Genomic DNA, 16809 nt, shown 5'->3' with positions numbered 1-16809 from the left:
AGATAAAAGCACGCTATGATATGTAGCGTGCTTTTGTCTTTGTTAATTCTTTTTCTCTAAATCTTCAGCAAGCTCATGTAGCTGTGCTTGTTCAGATGGAGAGGCATTGTTTTCAATATGAGATAACATATCTTCCGCAATTTCCATCTGACCTGCTGGTGTGTGTGATGAAGCAGCTTGCTTTGTGTTATATGTTTGATTTAAAGAATTTTCAAAATGCTGGATTTGCTCTTGTTCTTGAGGTGAAGCATCAGTCATTACGGCTTTTAACATTTCGCTTGAAATATCAAGTTCGCCGTTATGGCTTTTATGATTTTCATGATTTGACTGACCTTCTCCTTTATGATTCTCAGAGCGATTTGAAACAACATTTTGGATTGTTTCTTTTACTTGTTGAAAAAACGAATGTTTCATACGTTACTGACCTCCATGAGGAGCTTGACTTTGCTGGGCTTGAAACGCTTCAGCCTCCGCCATTGTCATATGATAAGGAATACGTTCATCATGCTTTTGTACTGAATCTGCACCTTGTTTGACAAAACGCTTTGATCGATTGCTTCTACCCATCATATCTTCCTCCTCTAAAATAAAGAAAATCGACACTTAACTAAGCGTCGATTATAGTGTGTGCAGCTTTAATGAAAAGATAGCGTAAAAAAATTACCTGTGCTTTCAAAAAATAGTTAAGTTATAAATTTAAGGTCTTTTCCAAATAATAAGCAATACCATTATCTTCATTTGAATACGTGACTTCACGAGCAATATCTTTTAGTTCCTGAATTCCATTGCCCATTGCAATCCCATGACCAGCAAATTTAATCATTTCAAGGTCGTTGTCTTCATCACCAAAGGCAATAATATTTTCTTGGGAGATTCCGTAATAATTTGCGACGCGTTCAAGCCCAACAGCTTTATTTAATCCTTTTTTGACAACCTCAATAACGTGCCAAGGAGCGCCCCAGCGGCGATGTTCAATCACTTCAGCATGTACATCAGATAGGTGAGACCTAATGTCAGCTACGTGTTCTTCATCCGCATGGATAAGTAGAGAAGTTGGGTTGTGATGAAGTCGTTGACGCAAATCTCCTGTTTCCAAGCGTGGATTTCCTAAGCTTAGAACATCCATCAGCTTTCGATCTTCAAAGTGTAGATACACATCATCTTTTACTTCAGCCAAAATGTTGTTAATGCGGAAGTTGCTCATTGCTTCGACAATATCATCAACGGTTTGTTTATGAAGCGGCTCATGATACACTCCCCAATTTTTTTCACGTGGATGATGAACCAATGCTCCGTTAAAATTAACGATAGGGGTCGTGAGTTCCATTTCTGCATAATACATCGCGCTTGAACGATAAGGTCTTCCAGTAGCAATCATGACGATATGTCCAAGTTCTTTCGCTCGTTCAAGCGTCCGTTTTGTTTTAGGTAGAATGGTTTTATTATCAGCTAATAACGTGCCGTCTAAATCTAAAGCGATTAAATGTTTTTCTGTATTCATAGGATCTCCTTTACACATCTTAATAAGTAATCGAACTTAATTAGTTGGTTTTATATATATTAAAAATCAGCGTAATTCATTCGCTTATTTTCTATCTTACATAAGTTTGTGAAAAGAACAAAGCACAACGTTTGACAGATAGAAACGAGATTGTTACGGTAAAACAATCGAAAAAGAATCTCATAATATGAAAGGAGATTGCGACATGGATGAACAATTAAAAGAAAAGATTATGGAATCACTTGAAGAGGTAGTTGATCCTGAACTAGGCGTTGATATTGTAAACTTAGGCCTTGTTTATGATGTAATGATGGAAGAAAATCAAACAGTTGTTGTGACGATGACGCTAACATCCATTGGTTGCCCATTAGCAGGAGCAATTACAGAAGATGTGAAGAAAAACGTAATTGGGCTAGATGGCGTTGAAAATGTCGAGGTGAATATTACCTTTAACCCTCCGTGGGAAAAGGAGAGAATGTCACGCTATGCGAAAATTGCACTAGGCATTCAGTGAAAAAAAGTACTTCAGCTTAAAAGTTGAAGTACTTTTTTTGAGTGTTTTTTAATAAAAATAAATTTGTGTGTATATTTAAAACAAATTAACAAACTTCAAAAAAGATAAAATTTTTTTAAATATTCGTTTGATTTTATTTTTATACAGTATTATAATGAGAAATAATTCAAATAGTTACGTAGAAAAAGGAGTAGTATTATGACACAGATTAACGTCGGTATTGTTGGAGCAACAGGTTATGGTGGCGCTGAACTAATTCGGTTGTTAGACGGTCATCCATATTTAAATATTCATTCAGTGTATTCATCTTCACAGAATGATTTGCCAATATCTGAAGTTTATCCTCACTTATCACATTTTGCATATAAATTAAAAGAAATTAACCCTAAAGAAATGGCGGAAGAGCTTGAAATGGTTTTTACAGCAACTCCTTCAGGTGTATCGAGTAAGCTAGTTCCTACATTAATTAACGAAGGATTAAAAGTAATAGATCTCTCGGGAGACTTTCGATTAAAAGATGAAGAGCTATATGAAAAATGGTATAAAAAGCCTTCTGCTAGTTTGGAAGACTTAGAGAAGGCCGTTTATGGTTTGTCAGAATGGTTTGCAGATGAAGTATCATCCGCTGATTTCATTTCAAATCCGGGGTGTTATCCAACGGCAACGTTATTGGGGTTAGCACCGCTTGCTCAAGAAAAAATAGTGGTTTCTAATTCCATTATCGTTGATGCAAAGTCCGGTATTTCAGGAGCAGGTCGCGGATTATCTCAACTGGCACATTATGCTGAAATCAATGAAAATATGAAAATTTATAAAGTTAACAAGCATCAGCATATTCCTGAAATTGAATCAGTTTTATCGCGATGGGATTCTGAAATTGGTAACGTAATGTTTAATACGCACCTTGTTCCGATGACGCGGGGGATTATGACCACGATGTATGCAGAGTTAAAGGAAGAGAAGTCGATAGAAGAACTTCATGAGTTGTATGTGCAAGCGTATGAAGCAAAGCCTTTTGTTCGAGTGAGAAAGCTAGGAGAATTTCCGTCAACAAAAGAAGTGAGCGGATCAAACTATTGTGATATAGGCCTTGATTATGATGAGCGCACGAAAAGGATCACAATCGTCTCAGTGATTGATAATTTGATGAAGGGTGCAGCAGGGCAAGCGGTACATAATGCAAATATCATGCTGGGCTTTGAAGAGAACTTGGGTATTAACGGATTACCTGTTTATCCATGATGAGCAGCGTAGGAGGGAATAATGTGATTACAGCAAAAAAGAGTTTGGTAGATATTAAAAAAATCGAGAATGGTACGATTGTTAGTCCAAAAGGATTTTCCGCTGCGGGAATTCATGCCGGACTTCGATATGAGAAAAAAGATATTGGCGTCATTATGAGCGATGTGCCTGCTAACTGTGCGGCGGTTTATACGCTAAATACGTTTCAAGCAGCACCTTTATATGTGACAAAAGATAGCATCAGCCAAGAACAAAAGCTACAAGCTGTTGTTGTGAACAGCGCTTGTGCGAATGCTTGTACAGGTGAACAAGGGTTAAAAGACGCATACGAAATGCGGGATACAAGCGCCGAACAGTTTCAAATACCTGCTCATTATGTAGCCGTCGCTTCTACAGGTGTGATTGGTGAACTATTAAATATGAAGAAGATTAATGCAGGAATCAAGCAGCTTCAACCAGCAAATACAAAGGAAGGAGCAGAAGCTTTCCAAACGGCGATTTTAACAACTGACACAGTAATGAAAACTGCTTGCTACGAAGTGGTTGTCGATGGAAAAACCGTTACGATTGGTGGAGCAGCGAAAGGATCAGGGATGATTCATCCGAATATGGCAACTATGCTTGGATTTGTCACGACAGATGCCAATATTGAATCAATAGTTTTACAAGATGCCCTTCGATCTATTACGAATAAAAGCTTTAATCAGATTACGGTTGATGGAGATACATCCACAAATGATATGGTGTTAGTCCTTGCAAATGGAAAAGCTGAAAACGAAATGCTAACGGTAAATCACTCTGATTGGAACGCATTTTATGAGGCACTTCGACTTGTGTGTGAGGATCTTGCCAAGCAAATTGCTCGCGATGGAGAAGGTGCAACAAAGCTTATTGAAGTAAATGTTGAAGGTGCTGCTACAAATGAAGATGCCAATACAATTGCGAAGCAAATTGTTGGATCAAGCCTTGTTAAAACAGCTGTGTACGGAGCGGATGCAAACTGGGGAAGAATTATTTGCGCAGTTGGCTACAGCGGGGTCAAAATTAATCCAAATGATATAACGGTGGCGTTAGGTGACATCGTGATGTTGCAAAATAGTCAGCCTCAAGCTTTCGATGAAGAAGCGGCTAAGAACTATTTACAGCAGGAACATGTAGCTTTGAATGTATTTCTTAATGAAGGAACAGCTAAAGGAAAAGCATGGGGCTGTGATTTAACTTATGATTACGTGAAAATTAATGCAAGTTACCGAACGTAAGGAGAGAAGACGATGTCGGATGCAAAAACAATTGTTATAAAGTGTGGAGGAAGCATCATTAATCAGTTAACAAATTCATTTTTTAGAGACTTAAAGAAGCTGATTGAGAGTGGCCATAACATTGTATTAGTACATGGTGGGGGGCCAGATATTGCGAATATGTTAGCAAAGCTTGATATTAAAGCAGAATTCGTAGATGGCTTACGACGAACATCTAAAGAAGCTTTAGATGTGGTGACAATGGTGCTATCAGGAAAGGTTAACAAACAGCTTGTGCGTGATATTCAAATTCAAGGTCTTCAAGCAATTGGTTTGTCAGGGTGTGATGCTCAGCTTTTAGAAGCTGAAGCTATTGATTTTGAAAAATTAGGTTATGTTGGGGAAGTGGTTTCTGTCAATGAAAACCTTTTAAAGCAGCTGATAGAAAAAAGCTACATCCCTGTTATTTCATCGATTGGTGTAAATAGTCAAGGTGAGATGTTTAATATTAATGCTGATGTAGCAGCAGGTTCAATTGCTAAGGCACTCGGAGCACAGAAGCTTATGTTTGTAACAGATGTGCAAGGAGTTTTAAAAGACCAGCAGTTGTTAACAGAGTTGACGGTAGAAGAAGTGAGCCAGCTAATCGAAGAGAAAACCATTTATGGAGGGATGATTCCTAAGGTTATGTCAGCAGTCAAAGCATTGTCTCCAACGCTACACGAGGTCAATATCATCAGTGGTATTAACGGCTTTTTAGATCAAAGTGGAAACTTAGTTGGAACTGCAATTAAACATATTATTAAAGGTGGAGAGGATAAAGATGAGCTCGTTATTTCCAACGTATCAACGTCTTGATATACATGTAAAAGAAGCGAATGGAACGTATTTAACGGATGAAAATAACCAAACATATTTAGATTTCATTTCAGGAATTGCTGTATGTAACGTAGGGCATCGTCACCCTGAAGTTCAAAAAGCAGTAGAAGAACAGTTAAATAAAGTGTGGCATGTGTCTAATTTATTTCACCAATCCATCCAAGAAGAAGTAGCCAACTTACTTGTTGCTAATTCAAGCGGAGACGCAGTGTTCTTTTGCAATAGTGGAGCAGAAGCTAACGAAGCGGCTATTAAACTAGCAAGAAAGCATACCAAAAAGCATAAAATTATTACGTTTACGAAATCGTTCCATGGCCGTACGTTTGCAACGATGACGGCAACTGGGCAAGCAAAGATTCATGAAGGATTTGGACCACTCGTTAATGAATTTGTTTATCTTCCTTATAATGATGTAGAAAGCTTAGAGGCAGAAATGGATGATACGGTAGCTGCAATTATGACTGAGGTTGTTCAAGGTGAAGGCGGAGTAGTGCCAGGAACAGAAAGTTTTTTAACAACTATTCAAAAGCTATGTCAGGAATACGGTGCGCTGTTTATTGTCGATGAAGTACAAACAGGAATTGGCCGAACAGGTAAACCATTTGCTTATCAGCACTTTAATTTATCGCCTGATATTATCACAGCTGCGAAAGGCTTAGGAAGCGGAATGCCTATTGGTGCAATGATTGGGAAAGGTCTTTTAAAGGAATCATTCGGACCTGGAACCCATGGTACGACATTTGGGGGGAATCCAATTGCCTTAGCATCGGCTAAAGCAACGCTGCAAATTATTTTTAATCAACAATTCTTAGAAGAAGTAAATGCCAAGTCAGCCACTTTCAAAAAACAGCTAACCGACATGTTAGAAAGCTATTCAATTGTGAAAGAAGTTCGTGCAAAAGGTTTTATGATTGGTATTGAGTGCGGGAAATATCAAGCCCAGTTAATCACTGCTATGCGTGAAAAAGGACTGTTAGTGTTAGGTGCAGGTCCTCACGTAATACGTTTACTACCACCATTAACAGTTAGCAGTGAAGAGTTATCAGAAGCACTGACTGTTATTGAGCAAGTATTTCAAGAGCTTAAGATAACGATATAAACAGTTATTTTTTTGAAAGTAATGTATAAAAATTCTTTAAAATAAATAATTATTCGAAGAGGGATGCAAAATGAATGGATATTTACATTTAGCAAACGGAGATTCATTTGAAGGTAGTATTGAAAATACTGCCTCTCACCAAGCAAGCGGAGAAATTGTCTTTTTTACAGGAATGACAGGCTATCAAGAAGTTGTGACGGATCCTTCTTATAAAGACCAAATTATTGTTTTTACCTATCCATTGATTGGAAATTATGGGATTAATGAGAAAGACTTTGAAAGTAAAAAGCCTCATGTAGCAGGCGTTGTCGTATACGAATGTTCCGATGAAGGATTCCATTATGAAGCGATGTATAGCTTTAAGCAATATTTAAAAAAGTGGAATATTCCTCTTATCACACATGTGGATACGAGAGCGGTCGTTAAACGAATTCGAAAAGAGGGAACAATGCAAGCAGCCTTTTCCGCTTCTGCTCAAGGTAACGTAGTAACGGACTCTGAACCATACGTGGTTAAGCAAGTATCAACGAAAGAGGTTGTATCACACGCTGGAGATAAACAACATATTGTACTAATGGATTTTGGTTATAAAAAATCAATTTTACAAGAGCTATTAAATCGCAACTGCCAAGTGACGGTGGTTCCTTACTCGACTTCACTTGAAGAAATTAAAGCGTTAAAGCCAGATGGGATTGTTCTATCAAACGGACCGGGAGACCCAATGCAAGTAGCAGATCAATTATCAGAAATCAAAGCAATTATCAGTAAATATCCAACGCTTGGAATTTGCTTTGGTCATCAGTTAATCGGGTTAGCATTCGGTGCAAAAACCAAGAAATTAATGTTCGGTCATCGTGGAGCAAATCAGCCGGTTATTGATTTATTTACAAATAAAGTATGTATGACATCACAAAACCATAGCTATGTGGTAGATGAAGTGACAGTCGAGCAAACGCCTCTTAAAGTACGATTTAAAAATGTTAATGATCAGTCAGTTGAAGGTCTTGTACATGAGCAACTTCCGGTGTTATCGGTACAGTATCACCCAGAAGCACATCCAGGACCAAGTGATAGCACATATATCTTTGATGAATTTATGAAGCAAGTACAGCAAGTTGGGAGCGAAAAAGTATATGCCTAAAGATAAAACACTACAAACCATTTTAGTTATTGGCTCTGGTCCAATTGTGATTGGGCAAGCAGCCGAATTTGATTATTCAGGTACACAGGCGTGTCTTTCACTGAAAGAAGAAGGATATGAAGTCATTTTAATTAACAACAATCCGGCTACAATTATGACGGATACACATATAGCTGATCGTATTTATTTTGAGCCACTTACGGTTGATTCTGTTGAAAAAGTTATTGCAAAAGAAAAGCCTGATGGCCTTTTAGCAACGCTAGGAGGACAAACGGGACTGAATTTAGCATTAGAGCTACACGAACATCAAATTTTAGAAAAATACGGCGTGAAGCTGCTAGGTACACCAATTGAATCCATTAAGCAAGGAGAAAGTCGTGAAGAGTTTCGTGCCCTCATGCAGGAATTAAATGAGCCAGTTCCTGAAAGTGAAGTTGTAACTGAAGTTGAGCAAGCGTTAACGTTTGCTAAAGAAATTGGTTTTCCGGTTATTGTTCGACCAGCTTACACTCTCGGTGGAACGGGTGGAGGAATTGCACATTCATTAGAAGAGCTTGAAAAGCTTGCCACATCAGGCCTTCGAGAAAGTGCTATTCATCAATGTTTAATTGAGAAAAGCATCGCAGGATTTAAAGAAGTAGAGTACGAAGTTATGCGTGATGTTAACGGAACGTGCATTACGATTTGTAACATGGAAAACATTGATCCAGTTGGTGTACATACAGGAGATTCTGTTGTAGTCGCACCTTCACAAACATTAACAGACGTTGAGTATCAGATGCTGCGATCATCATCAATTAAAATTATCTCGGCTCTCGGTATTATTGGTGGTTGTAATATCCAATTTGCACTTGATCCTAACAGCAAACAATATTATCTAATTGAGGTCAATCCCCGCGTCAGTCGTTCGTCTGCTTTGGCATCAAAAGCAACGGGATATCCAATCGCAAAGATTGCAGCAAAACTATCGGTCGGGTATAACCTTCATGAGCTATTAAATCCTGTTACAGGAGATACGTATGCTAGCTTTGAACCAGCGTTAGACTATGTGGTTGTGAAGTTTCCTAGATGGCCCTTTGATAAATTTTTCTATGCAGAAAGAACGCTAGGAACGCAGATGAAAGCAACTGGTGAAGTGATGGCCATTGACCGCACCTTTACAAGAAGCTTCCAAAAAGCATTATCATCTCTTGAAATTGATTTAAATGGACTAGAAGTAGAAGAACTACAGGCTTTATCTTTAGATGCTTTATTTGATAAGCTAGCAGACCAAAGCGATGAGCGTATCTTTATCATTTTAGAATTGTTGCGTCGTGATGTGACAACAGCAGAAATTCATGAAAAGACGAAAATTGACTACTTCTACTTAAATCATTTCAGTCATTTAATTGATCAAGAACAAGAATTAAAGAACGTTAATTTTGATTCAATTGATAAAGAAGCACTAAAGCATGCAAAAGAACATGGCTTTACGGATGCATATTTAGCTTCTATTTGGAATGTGTCAGAGATGCAGGTGCGCGCTAAGCTTAAAGATTTAAAGATTTATCCAAGCTATAAAATGGTTGACACGTGCGCAGCAGAATTTGAATCATCCACTGCATATTTTTATTCTAGCTACTATGGAGAAAACGAAATTGAACCGTCTTCAAATAAAAAAGTAGCAATTATTGGATCTGGTCCGATTCGAATTGGGCAAGGTGTAGAATTTGACTACAGTTCAGTACACGGTGTGTGGGCGCTTGAAAAGGCGGGTTATGAAACCATTTTGATTAACAATAATCCAGAAACGGTTAGCACAGACTTTGAGGTAGCAGATCGTCTCTATTTCGAACCAGTTACGGTTGAAGATGTCTTAAATGTCTTAGAAGCAGAAAACGTAAATGATGTTATTGTTCAATACGGTGGACAAACGGCTATTTCATTAGTTAAAGGTCTTGAAGAGGCAGGAGTTAACTTGCTAGGTATTACGAATAGCATGATAGACGCCTTAGAAGATCGCGAGCAGTTTTATCAGCTGTTAGACGATTGTGACATTCCACATATTCCTGGTGAGATGGCAGATAGTGAGCAACAGCTGGTTACAAAGGCAAAAGAAATGGGCTTTCCACTATTAATTCGTCCTTCTTACGTTATTGGAGGGAAAGGAATGCTTACGCTTCAAAATGAACAGGAACTTATGGATTGTTTATCATCGATTAAATCATCACATTTCCCAATGCTGCTTGATGCTTACTATCCTGGGCAAGAAGCTGAAGTGGATGTCGTTTGCGACGGAAAAGACGTTTTAATTCCAACGATCGTTGAGCATGTTGAAAAAGCAGGTGTTCACTCTGGTGACAGCTATGCGCTTTTACCAGCCCAAAGTGTAACGAACGCTCATAAACAACAAATGGTTTTATATGCTCAAAAAATTGTTCAAAAGCTTAACTATAAAGGGATTATGAATATTCAATATGTAATCTATAACGATGAAGTATACGTTTTAGAGGTAAACCCTCGTGCAAGTCGTACAGTTCCTGTTGTAAGTAAAGTATGTGATGTTCCGCTTATTTCGCTATCAACGCAAGTATTGCTCGGGAAATCTTTGTCGGAAATGAGCGAACAAACAGGTTTATTGCCAGACCCAGCATACGTAACAGTAAAGTTTCCTGTCTTCTCGACAAGTAAATTATCAGGAGTAGATCCACTTGTTGGACCAGAAATGAAATCAACAGGAGAAGGAATTGCGATTGCTTCTACAATCGAGGAAGCGTCTAAGAAAGTATTTCATCAGTATGCAACGTCTAAAAAAGAAGCAGTTGAAATCTATATCGATGCAGTAGAAGTACCAGAAAAATTAAAAGTAGCGATTACTCAGGCTGGTTTGAAACTTGTAGATACGAAAGATCTACAAGCTTGGACAAAAAGCAAAGAAGCATTACTATTTGTAAGTTTTGATTCTGCAAAGAAAGATAATCGTATGCTTGCATTAAAGCACGGTCTGCTAGTATTAACAGAACTAGAAACGTTCGAACTGTTCTTACAGTCATATCATGTAAGTGAGTATAGCGTATCGTCATTACAAGAGTGGTTTCAACATAATGAAAAGGAAGTGACAATCTCATGAGTACCGTATCAGCATCTGCAAATTTAAAAGGTAAAGATTTGCTGACATTAAAAGATTTAACACCAGAAGATATTATGTTTTTACTAGAAAGTGCTATTAGCTTAAAAGAAAAGCATAAAAATGGAGAAATCGTTAAAACGCTTGAAGGAAAAACTTTAGGCATGATCTTTGAAAAGTCTTCAACAAGAACGCGAGTATCGTTTGAAGCAGGTATGCTTCAGTTAGGCGGAAATGCACTGTTTTTAAGCAGTCAAGACCTTCAAATTGGTCGTGGTGAAACTATCGGTGATACGGCTCAAGTGCTGTCTCAGTTTATCGATGCAATTATGATTCGTACGTTTGAACATTCTAAAATAGAAGAGCTGGCGGAATACGCATCTATCCCAGTAATTAATGGCTTGACGGATGATTATCATCCGTGCCAAGCACTAGCAGATTTGCTCACAATTTATGAGCATAAACAAACGTTCCGCGGCTTAAAGTTAGCTTACGTAGGTGACGGAAATAATGTAGCTCATTCGTTAATGATTGCATGTGCAAAAATGGGGATTGATTGTTCAATTGGTTGTCCTTCTGGCTATGAACCAAAGGCATTTGTAACGGAATATGCAAAAAAAGTTGCAAACGAAACTGGAGCAACCATTACTATTACAGAAGATCCTGTTGAAGCCGTTCAAAATGCTGATGCAATCTATGCAGATGTATGGACGAGTATGGGACAGGAAGAAGAAGCGAAAAAGCGTTTAGAAGTATTTGCTTCGTATCAAGTAAACGATGAACTTGTTCAACATGCCAAGTCAGATTATCTGTTTTTACACTGTTTACCTGCACATCGTGAAGAAGAAGTAACGGCGAGCATTATTGATGGGCCAAACTCTGTTGTGTTCCAGCAAGCTGGAAATCGCATGCATGTACAAAAAGCCTTGCTACAAGCAATCTTAGCTTAATGATGGTATAAAAAGGCCGTGACATAAGGGTTTTAATTGATGAAATATCCGAACTATTAAAAGTTAATTACTTTTGGTAGCTCGGATATTTTTTGGTAGAACGAAAAATTATTAACAACTAGTGGAGCACAATGGAAGGAACGTGGTTTTTTTAACCTAACTAGTCTAGAAACGTCATGATTCGTCTTTAAGGTGGAATTAGTTCGTTAGATCCAAGCCTGTTGTCTATATGTTTCTTTCATATCGGGTTTAATTTGTACATTCCAGGGGAACACCATAAACATATTAAGCAGAACGAAAGGTGAGGACATCTATGAAAGTTTTAGTAGTAGGAGCAAATGGAACAACAGGTAAACAGGTAGTGGAATTATTAGCTAACTCCAGTCAACATCAACCATATGCCATGATACGTAAAGAAGAGCAAAAGAAAGCTTTTGAACAGCAAAATGTAGATGTGATACTAGCGGATTTAGAAAAAGATGTATCAGAAGCGGTTAAAGGAATGGATGCTGTCATCTTTGCAGCGGGTTCCGGTGGTCACACTGGAGATGATAAGACAATTGCTGTGGATCAAAATGGAGCGAAGAATGTCATTGATGCGGCCAAAAAAGCAGGAGTGAAGCGCTTTGTTATGTTAAGTTCAATGGGAACAGACGCGCCTGAGCAAGGCCCAGAGGGGCTTCAACTTTATCTTCGTGCTAAAGCAATTGCTGATGAATACTTAAAGCAATCAAATTTAGCGTATACAATTGTTCGCCCAGGAAGTTTATCCGATGATCAAGCCACTGGAAAAATTGATGTGAACACAGACATTGCGGACAAATCTGCAACAATTCCTCGAGCAGACGTAGCAAAAGCACTGGTAGCAAGCTTAGATGAGGAAACAACAATTGGAAAAACGTTTGAAATACTAAGCGGAAAAACAGAAATTGAACAAGCGATTCAATTTGCTCATTAAAAAAATGCGGATGGTTTTCCATCCGCATTTTTTTAATGAAAAATAACCACTAGTGCACCGACAATAAAACAATAAAAAGCAAAATATTTTAAGTTTCCTCGCGCCATAATACCCATAAACCACTTTAATGAGAAATAAGAAGCAATTAATGAAGCAAAGAAAGCTACTGTATAGGGTAATAATAGCTCAGAAAAGTTTGGATCATTTAAGATGTCGCTAATCCCTAATACTGTTACACCTAAGCTTACGGGAATGTAAAGTAAGAATGAGAAACGAAGAGCCGTTTCTTGTTTTGTTCCGCGTAGCATAGCAGCAACAATAGTTGCTCCTGAGCGACTAATTCCAGGGATAAGTGCTACAGCTTGCGCTAGTCCAATAATAATAGCGTCTTTTACAGAAAGCGCTGCGTCATTTTTTCGTCCTCGAAGGTTACGAATAATCCAAAGGGCAATACCCGTAGCAATTAAAGCAAAACCAAGTACTTTCAACGATTTTAGATTTGCTTCAATCACATCACCAAAAAGTACTCCAATAATACCGGCCGGAATTGTTCCGATGATTAAGTAAATGATAAATTGAAAATCAGATTTTGCGTCTTGATCCTTTGTTTTTAAGAACTTAAGACCATTTACAATAAGTCGAAGAATATCTTCACGATAAATAATAAGTACTGCAATCAAAGAAGCTGTATTTACTAAAATTTCGAAACTGAGGCCTTCAATATTTAAACCAAATAAATGTTGAGCAAGTACAATATGTCCGCTAGACGAGACGGGAATCGGTTCTGTAATCCCTTGGAAAAGGCCTAAAAATAAATACTTCAAAAGCAAATAAAATTGTTCCATGCGTAAATCCTTTCTACATTTTCAATAGTTAATTTAAATATTTGTTAAAGGTACATCTTTCAGTATAAAAAAACTTTGCTTCACTGTGAAGTAAAAAGAGAAATTCCTTTAAATGTAAACGCTTTTTCTAATGTTTTCCTAGTTCATATCCTGATTATGAAATGAAAAACAGGGGGCATAGTATAAGAGAAGAGCTGGATTTTTTATTAATGAAGGAGGAAGGGAAATGGGACAAAACCGTCATTTTACAGCAGGTCAAAAAGCACCAAATAACGGTGTTTATATAGAAATTGGTGAAACGGGAAGCAACGTAAATAATCCTAAAAAAGTGAAGTTGCAAGCTGGAGATCGTTTTCCAGAAACGTCGAATGATGATCGTCATTGGACATATATTAGAAAGCCTTAATATACAAGTAAAGCCATCTCCTGCAGATGGCTTTACTTGCGTACAAAAACCATTTTATAATATGAAATAAAGGTCAAGAATAGTCAAAGGTGGAGGGATTACAATGGATGTAAATAAAATGACGCAAAAGCTTCAGGAAGGAGTTATGAGTGCACAATCTGAAGCCATTAAGCGAGGTCATCAAGAAATTGATAGTCTTCACGTACTTTACTCGTTAGTTCATCAGCCAGATGGCATTGCGGTTCGTATTTTAGATCATTTACATATTGAAACAGAGCAGTTTATAAAAAGCCTTGAAGCAGAGTTAGCTAAAAAGCCATCTGTAACTGGTTCAGGTGTTGAAGCTGGTAAAGTATATATTACGTCGGCTCTACAGCAGCTGCTTGTTAAAGCTCAAGAAGAGGCAGATAACTTAAAAGACGAATATATGGCAGTAGAGCACCTGTTTTTAGCCGGGGCTAATAAAGATTCAAAAACTAGTTTGGGAAAGCTGTTTAACCAATACGGAATCACGAAGCAAAAGCTAATGGACGTTCTGCAAAAAATTCGTGGCAATCAACGTATTACGAATCAAACACCTGAAGGGACATACGAAGTCTTAAGCAAGTATGGTCGTGATTTGGTAGCAGAAGTAAGAGAAGGAAAAGTAGACCCTGTCATCGGCCGAGATCAAGAAATTCGTCGCGTCATTCGAATCCTTTCTCGTAAAACAAAGAATAATCCAGTGTTAATCGGAGAGCCTGGAGTGGGTAAAACAGCGATTGTGGAAGGGCTTGCACAGCGGATTGTGCGAAAAGATGTTCCCGAAGGATTAAAGGATAAAATGGTGTTTGCTCTAGATATGGGAGCCTTAGTAGCAGGAGCAAAATTTCGCGGTGAGTTTGAAGAGCGTCTAAAAGCTGTGTTACAAGAAGTAAAAAAGAGCAATGGACAGATTTTATTATTTATTGACGAGCTGCATACTATTGTAGGAGCTGGTCGTACAGACGGAGCCATGGATGCGGGAAATTTACTTAAGCCAATGCTTGCTCGTGGTGAACTTCACTGCATTGGAGCAACAACCCTTGATGAATACCGTCAATATATTGAAAAAGATCCAGCGCTAGAGCGCCGTTTTCAGCAAGTATTAGTTGAAGAGCCAACAGTAGAAGATACGATTTCTATTCTTCGAGGATTAAAGGAACGATTTGAAATCCATCACGGTGTAAATATTCATGATCGGGCTCTTGTTTCAGCCGCAGTTATGTCAGATCGCTACATATCTGACCGGTTTTTGCCTGATAAAGCAATTGACCTAATAGACGAAGCGTGTGCAACCATTCGAACAGAAATTGATTCTATGCCAGCGGAGCTAGACGAAGTAACAAGAAGAGTCATGCAGCTGCAGATTGAAGAAGCAGCATTAAGTAAAGAAACGGACTTTGCTAGCACACAGCGCTTAGACGCTATTCGAGAAGAAGTGGCAAACTTAACTGAAAAAGCCGATGTGATGAAGCTTCAATGGGAGAAGGAAAAGCAGTCTATTCAAGCTGTCCAAGATGTCAGAGAAAAGTTAGAGAAAGCAAAGCGAGATTTAGAAGAAGCAGAAGGACGTTATGACCTAAATAAAGCTGCAGAGCTTCGTCATGGGCATATTCCAGCCTATGAAAAAGAATTAAAACAGCTTGAGGCTGAAGCTTCGAAAAAACAAGAGTCACGCTTGCTTCGTGAAGAGGTTACAGAAGAAGAGATTGCAGAGATTGTGGGACGCTGGACAGGTATTTCAGTATCAAAGCTCGTAGAGGGAGAGCGAGAAAAGCTGTTAAAAATGGAGTCCATTTTAAAAGCGCGCGTAATTGGACAGGATGAAGCTGTATCACTTGTAACTGATGCGGTGATTCGAGCGCGAGCAGGCATTCAAGACCCAAACCGGCCAATTGGTTCGTTTATCTTCTTAGGTCCAACTGGAGTTGGAAAGACGGAATTAGCTAAAACGCTTGCTGAAACGTTGTTTGACAGTGAAGATCATATCATTCGTATTGACATGTCTGAGTATATGGAAAAGCATGCGGTTTCACGCTTGATTGGTGCTCCTCCAGGCTATGTTGGGTATGAAGAAGGAGGTCAGTTAACAGAAGCCGTTCGCAGAAAGCCGTACTCTGTGGTCTTACTAGATGAAATTGAAAAAGCACATCCTGAAGTGTTTAACGTACTCCTTCAAATGCTGGATGATGGAAGAATAACTGATTCAAAAGGAAAAACAGTTGATTTTAAAAATACGATTATCATTATGACATCTAATATTGGTTCACAAACACTGCTGGAAGGTTTAACAGAAGATGGAAACATTGAGGAGGAAAGTCGAGAACAGGTACTTCAGCAGCTTCGACAGCATTTTCGTCCGGAGTTCTTAAATCGTGTAGATGACACAATTTTATTTAAGCCATTATCAGTGAGTGAAGTAAAATCAATTATTGAAAAGCTATTAAAGCAGCTTGAAAATCGTTTGCAAGAAAGACATATTACGCTGACGCTAACTGAGGGAGCAAAAAATTACATCGCAAAAGCAGGTTTTGATCCTGTCTATGGTGCGCGCCCGCTGAAACGGTTTATTCAGAAGTATGTTGAAACAAAAATTGCTAGGGAATTAATTGCTGGACATATCACCGATCACAGCGATGTAGTTATTGATAATAAAGGAGACCAGTTCGTTATTGAATAATAAAAAAAAGACCATTTAGTAGTTGCTAAATGGTCTTTTTTTGCTTTGAAAAAATGAAGTACATTATCGCAAATAGTAGGAAGATAGTATCTGTGTTTTCGTTGAGCAAAAAACTACCTTTGTAAGCGTGGATTTTTACTATTGACTATAATTGTAAGCGCTTATAGAATGAGTATAAATTATTGAATTCGCTTTCTTAGTAAAGCACTATTTAGGATCCTAAAAGAAA

15 protein-coding genes are annotated in these 16809 nt (G+C 38.2%); 11 read left to right on the top strand and 4 right to left on the bottom strand.

Translation table 11 applies throughout. The features are described from left to right. Positions 1-42: 42 nt before the first annotated feature. From EPL02_RS07035 to EPL02_RS07030, 3 genes are all read right to left on the bottom strand, one after another. The gene (locus EPL02_RS07035; protein ID WP_094912854.1) at positions 43-414 is read right to left on the bottom strand and encodes a hypothetical protein; all 372 of its coding nucleotides are present in this window, start codon (positions 412-414) and stop codon (positions 43-45) included. A 3-nt stretch (positions 415-417) separates the two neighbouring features. Continuing rightward, on the bottom strand, positions 418-570 hold the full coding sequence (locus EPL02_RS20820; RefSeq protein WP_165932522.1) for a hypothetical protein: 153 nt from the start codon (positions 568-570) through the stop codon (positions 418-420). Positions 571-688: 118 nt separating this feature from the next. Then, on the bottom strand, positions 689-1501 hold the full coding sequence (locus tag EPL02_RS07030; RefSeq protein WP_094912853.1) for a Cof-type HAD-IIB family hydrolase: 813 nt from the start codon (positions 1499-1501) through the stop codon (positions 689-691). Between the two features lie 205 nt (positions 1502-1706). Between EPL02_RS07030 and EPL02_RS07025 the strand changes: the two genes are divergently transcribed. The 9 genes from EPL02_RS07025 (at position 1707) to EPL02_RS06985 (ending at position 12628) form a co-directional block, all read left to right on the top strand. Continuing rightward, on the top strand, positions 1707-2015 hold the full coding sequence (locus EPL02_RS07025) for a metal-sulfur cluster assembly factor (protein WP_094912852.1): 309 nt from the start codon (positions 1707-1709) through the stop codon (positions 2013-2015). A 198-nt stretch (positions 2016-2213) separates the two neighbouring features. Then, complete coding sequence (gene argC, locus EPL02_RS07020) at positions 2214-3257, top strand: N-acetyl-gamma-glutamyl-phosphate reductase (protein WP_094912851.1); 1044 nt, start codon at positions 2214-2216, stop codon at positions 3255-3257. A 26-nt stretch (positions 3258-3283) separates the two neighbouring features. Further along, positions 3284-4516 (top strand): bifunctional ornithine acetyltransferase/N-acetylglutamate synthase, encoded by a 1233-nt coding sequence (gene argJ, locus EPL02_RS07015; protein WP_434223161.1) that lies wholly within the window; start codon positions 3284-3286, stop codon positions 4514-4516. Between the two features lie 12 nt (positions 4517-4528). Continuing rightward, entirely contained in the window at positions 4529-5353 is an 825-nt protein-coding gene (gene argB / locus EPL02_RS07010) for an acetylglutamate kinase (protein ID WP_094912849.1), read from the top strand. Next, the gene (locus EPL02_RS07005) at positions 5319-6473 is read left to right on the top strand and encodes an acetylornithine transaminase (RefSeq protein WP_131887366.1); all 1155 of its coding nucleotides are present in this window, start codon (positions 5319-5321) and stop codon (positions 6471-6473) included. The genes argB and EPL02_RS07005 overlap by 35 nt, the downstream gene beginning before the upstream one ends. A gap of 70 nt (positions 6474-6543) precedes the next feature. Continuing rightward, the gene (locus tag EPL02_RS07000) at positions 6544-7614 is read left to right on the top strand and encodes a carbamoyl phosphate synthase small subunit (RefSeq protein WP_094912847.1); all 1071 of its coding nucleotides are present in this window, start codon (positions 6544-6546) and stop codon (positions 7612-7614) included. Beyond that, a complete protein-coding gene (locus EPL02_RS06995; protein WP_131887365.1) occupies positions 7607-10723 on the top strand; it encodes a carbamoyl-phosphate synthase (glutamine-hydrolyzing) large subunit in 3117 nt (1038 codons plus the stop codon). The genes EPL02_RS07000 and EPL02_RS06995 overlap by 8 nt, the downstream gene beginning before the upstream one ends. Further along, complete coding sequence (gene argF / locus EPL02_RS06990; RefSeq protein ID WP_131887364.1) at positions 10720-11670, top strand: ornithine carbamoyltransferase; 951 nt, start codon at positions 10720-10722, stop codon at positions 11668-11670. Before EPL02_RS06995 ends, argF begins: the two co-directional genes overlap by 4 nt. A 313-nt stretch (positions 11671-11983) precedes the next feature. Further along, positions 11984-12628, top strand: coding sequence for an SDR family oxidoreductase (locus EPL02_RS06985; protein ID WP_094912844.1), 645 nt, complete (start codon positions 11984-11986; stop codon positions 12626-12628). Between the two features lie 32 nt (positions 12629-12660). Here the strand turns inward: EPL02_RS06985 and EPL02_RS06980 are convergent, their stop codons facing one another. Beyond that, positions 12661-13473, bottom strand: a complete 813-nt coding sequence (locus EPL02_RS06980) for an undecaprenyl-diphosphate phosphatase (RefSeq protein WP_131887363.1) — start codon at positions 13471-13473, stop codon at positions 12661-12663. A gap of 226 nt (positions 13474-13699) precedes the next feature. Between EPL02_RS06980 and EPL02_RS06975 the strand changes: the two genes are divergently transcribed. Next, positions 13700-13879 carry a YjzC family protein gene (locus EPL02_RS06975; RefSeq protein WP_094912842.1) on the top strand — a complete coding sequence of 60 codons (180 nt, stop codon included), beginning with the start codon at positions 13700-13702 and terminating at the stop codon, positions 13877-13879. A 103-nt stretch (positions 13880-13982) separates the two neighbouring features. Further along, positions 13983-16580 (top strand): ATP-dependent chaperone ClpB, encoded by a 2598-nt coding sequence (clpB, locus tag EPL02_RS06970; RefSeq protein ID WP_094912841.1) that lies wholly within the window; start codon positions 13983-13985, stop codon positions 16578-16580. The last annotated feature ends 229 nt before the right edge of the window (positions 16581-16809 follow it).

Origin of the sequence: Bacillus sp. CBEL-1 (genome assembly GCF_004348885.1) — a bacterium.
Classification (GTDB): Bacteria; Bacillota; Bacilli; order Bacillales; family Bacillaceae_H; genus Priestia; species Priestia aryabhattai_A.
The sequence above is the reverse complement of the archived record's forward strand: the minus strand, read 5'-3'. Positions and strand labels throughout refer to the sequence as shown.

Excerpts from the sequence above, each read along its gene's own strand:
- EPL02_RS07030 (WP_094912853.1), bottom strand. The coding sequence starts at position 1,501 with ATGAATACAGAAAAACATTTAATCGCTTTAGATTTAGACGGCACGTTA.
- EPL02_RS06995 (WP_131887365.1), top strand. The coding sequence starts at position 7,607 with ATGCCTAAAGATAAAACACTACAAACCATTTTAGTTATTGGCTCTGGT.
- argB (WP_094912849.1), top strand. The coding sequence starts at position 4,529 with ATGTCGGATGCAAAAACAATTGTTATAAAGTGTGGAGGAAGCATCATT.
- EPL02_RS07005 (WP_131887366.1), top strand. The coding sequence starts at position 5,319 with ATGAGCTCGTTATTTCCAACGTATCAACGTCTTGATATACATGTAAAA.
- argF (WP_131887364.1), top strand. The coding sequence starts at position 10,720 with ATGAGTACCGTATCAGCATCTGCAAATTTAAAAGGTAAAGATTTGCTG.
- EPL02_RS07000 (WP_094912847.1), top strand. The coding sequence starts at position 6,544 with ATGAATGGATATTTACATTTAGCAAACGGAGATTCATTTGAAGGTAGT.
- EPL02_RS06975 (WP_094912842.1), top strand. The coding sequence starts at position 13,700 with ATGGGACAAAACCGTCATTTTACAGCAGGTCAAAAAGCACCAAATAAC.
- EPL02_RS07025 (WP_094912852.1), top strand. The coding sequence starts at position 1,707 with ATGGATGAACAATTAAAAGAAAAGATTATGGAATCACTTGAAGAGGTA.
- clpB (WP_094912841.1), top strand. The coding sequence starts at position 13,983 with ATGGATGTAAATAAAATGACGCAAAAGCTTCAGGAAGGAGTTATGAGT.
- EPL02_RS20820 (WP_165932522.1), bottom strand. The coding sequence starts at position 570 with ATGATGGGTAGAAGCAATCGATCAAAGCGTTTTGTCAAACAAGGTGCA.
- EPL02_RS06980 (WP_131887363.1), bottom strand. The coding sequence starts at position 13,473 with ATGGAACAATTTTATTTGCTTTTGAAGTATTTATTTTTAGGCCTTTTC.
- EPL02_RS06985 (WP_094912844.1), top strand. The coding sequence starts at position 11,984 with ATGAAAGTTTTAGTAGTAGGAGCAAATGGAACAACAGGTAAACAGGTA.
- EPL02_RS07035 (WP_094912854.1), bottom strand. The coding sequence starts at position 414 with ATGAAACATTCGTTTTTTCAACAAGTAAAAGAAACAATCCAAAATGTT.
- argC (WP_094912851.1), top strand. The coding sequence starts at position 2,214 with ATGACACAGATTAACGTCGGTATTGTTGGAGCAACAGGTTATGGTGGC.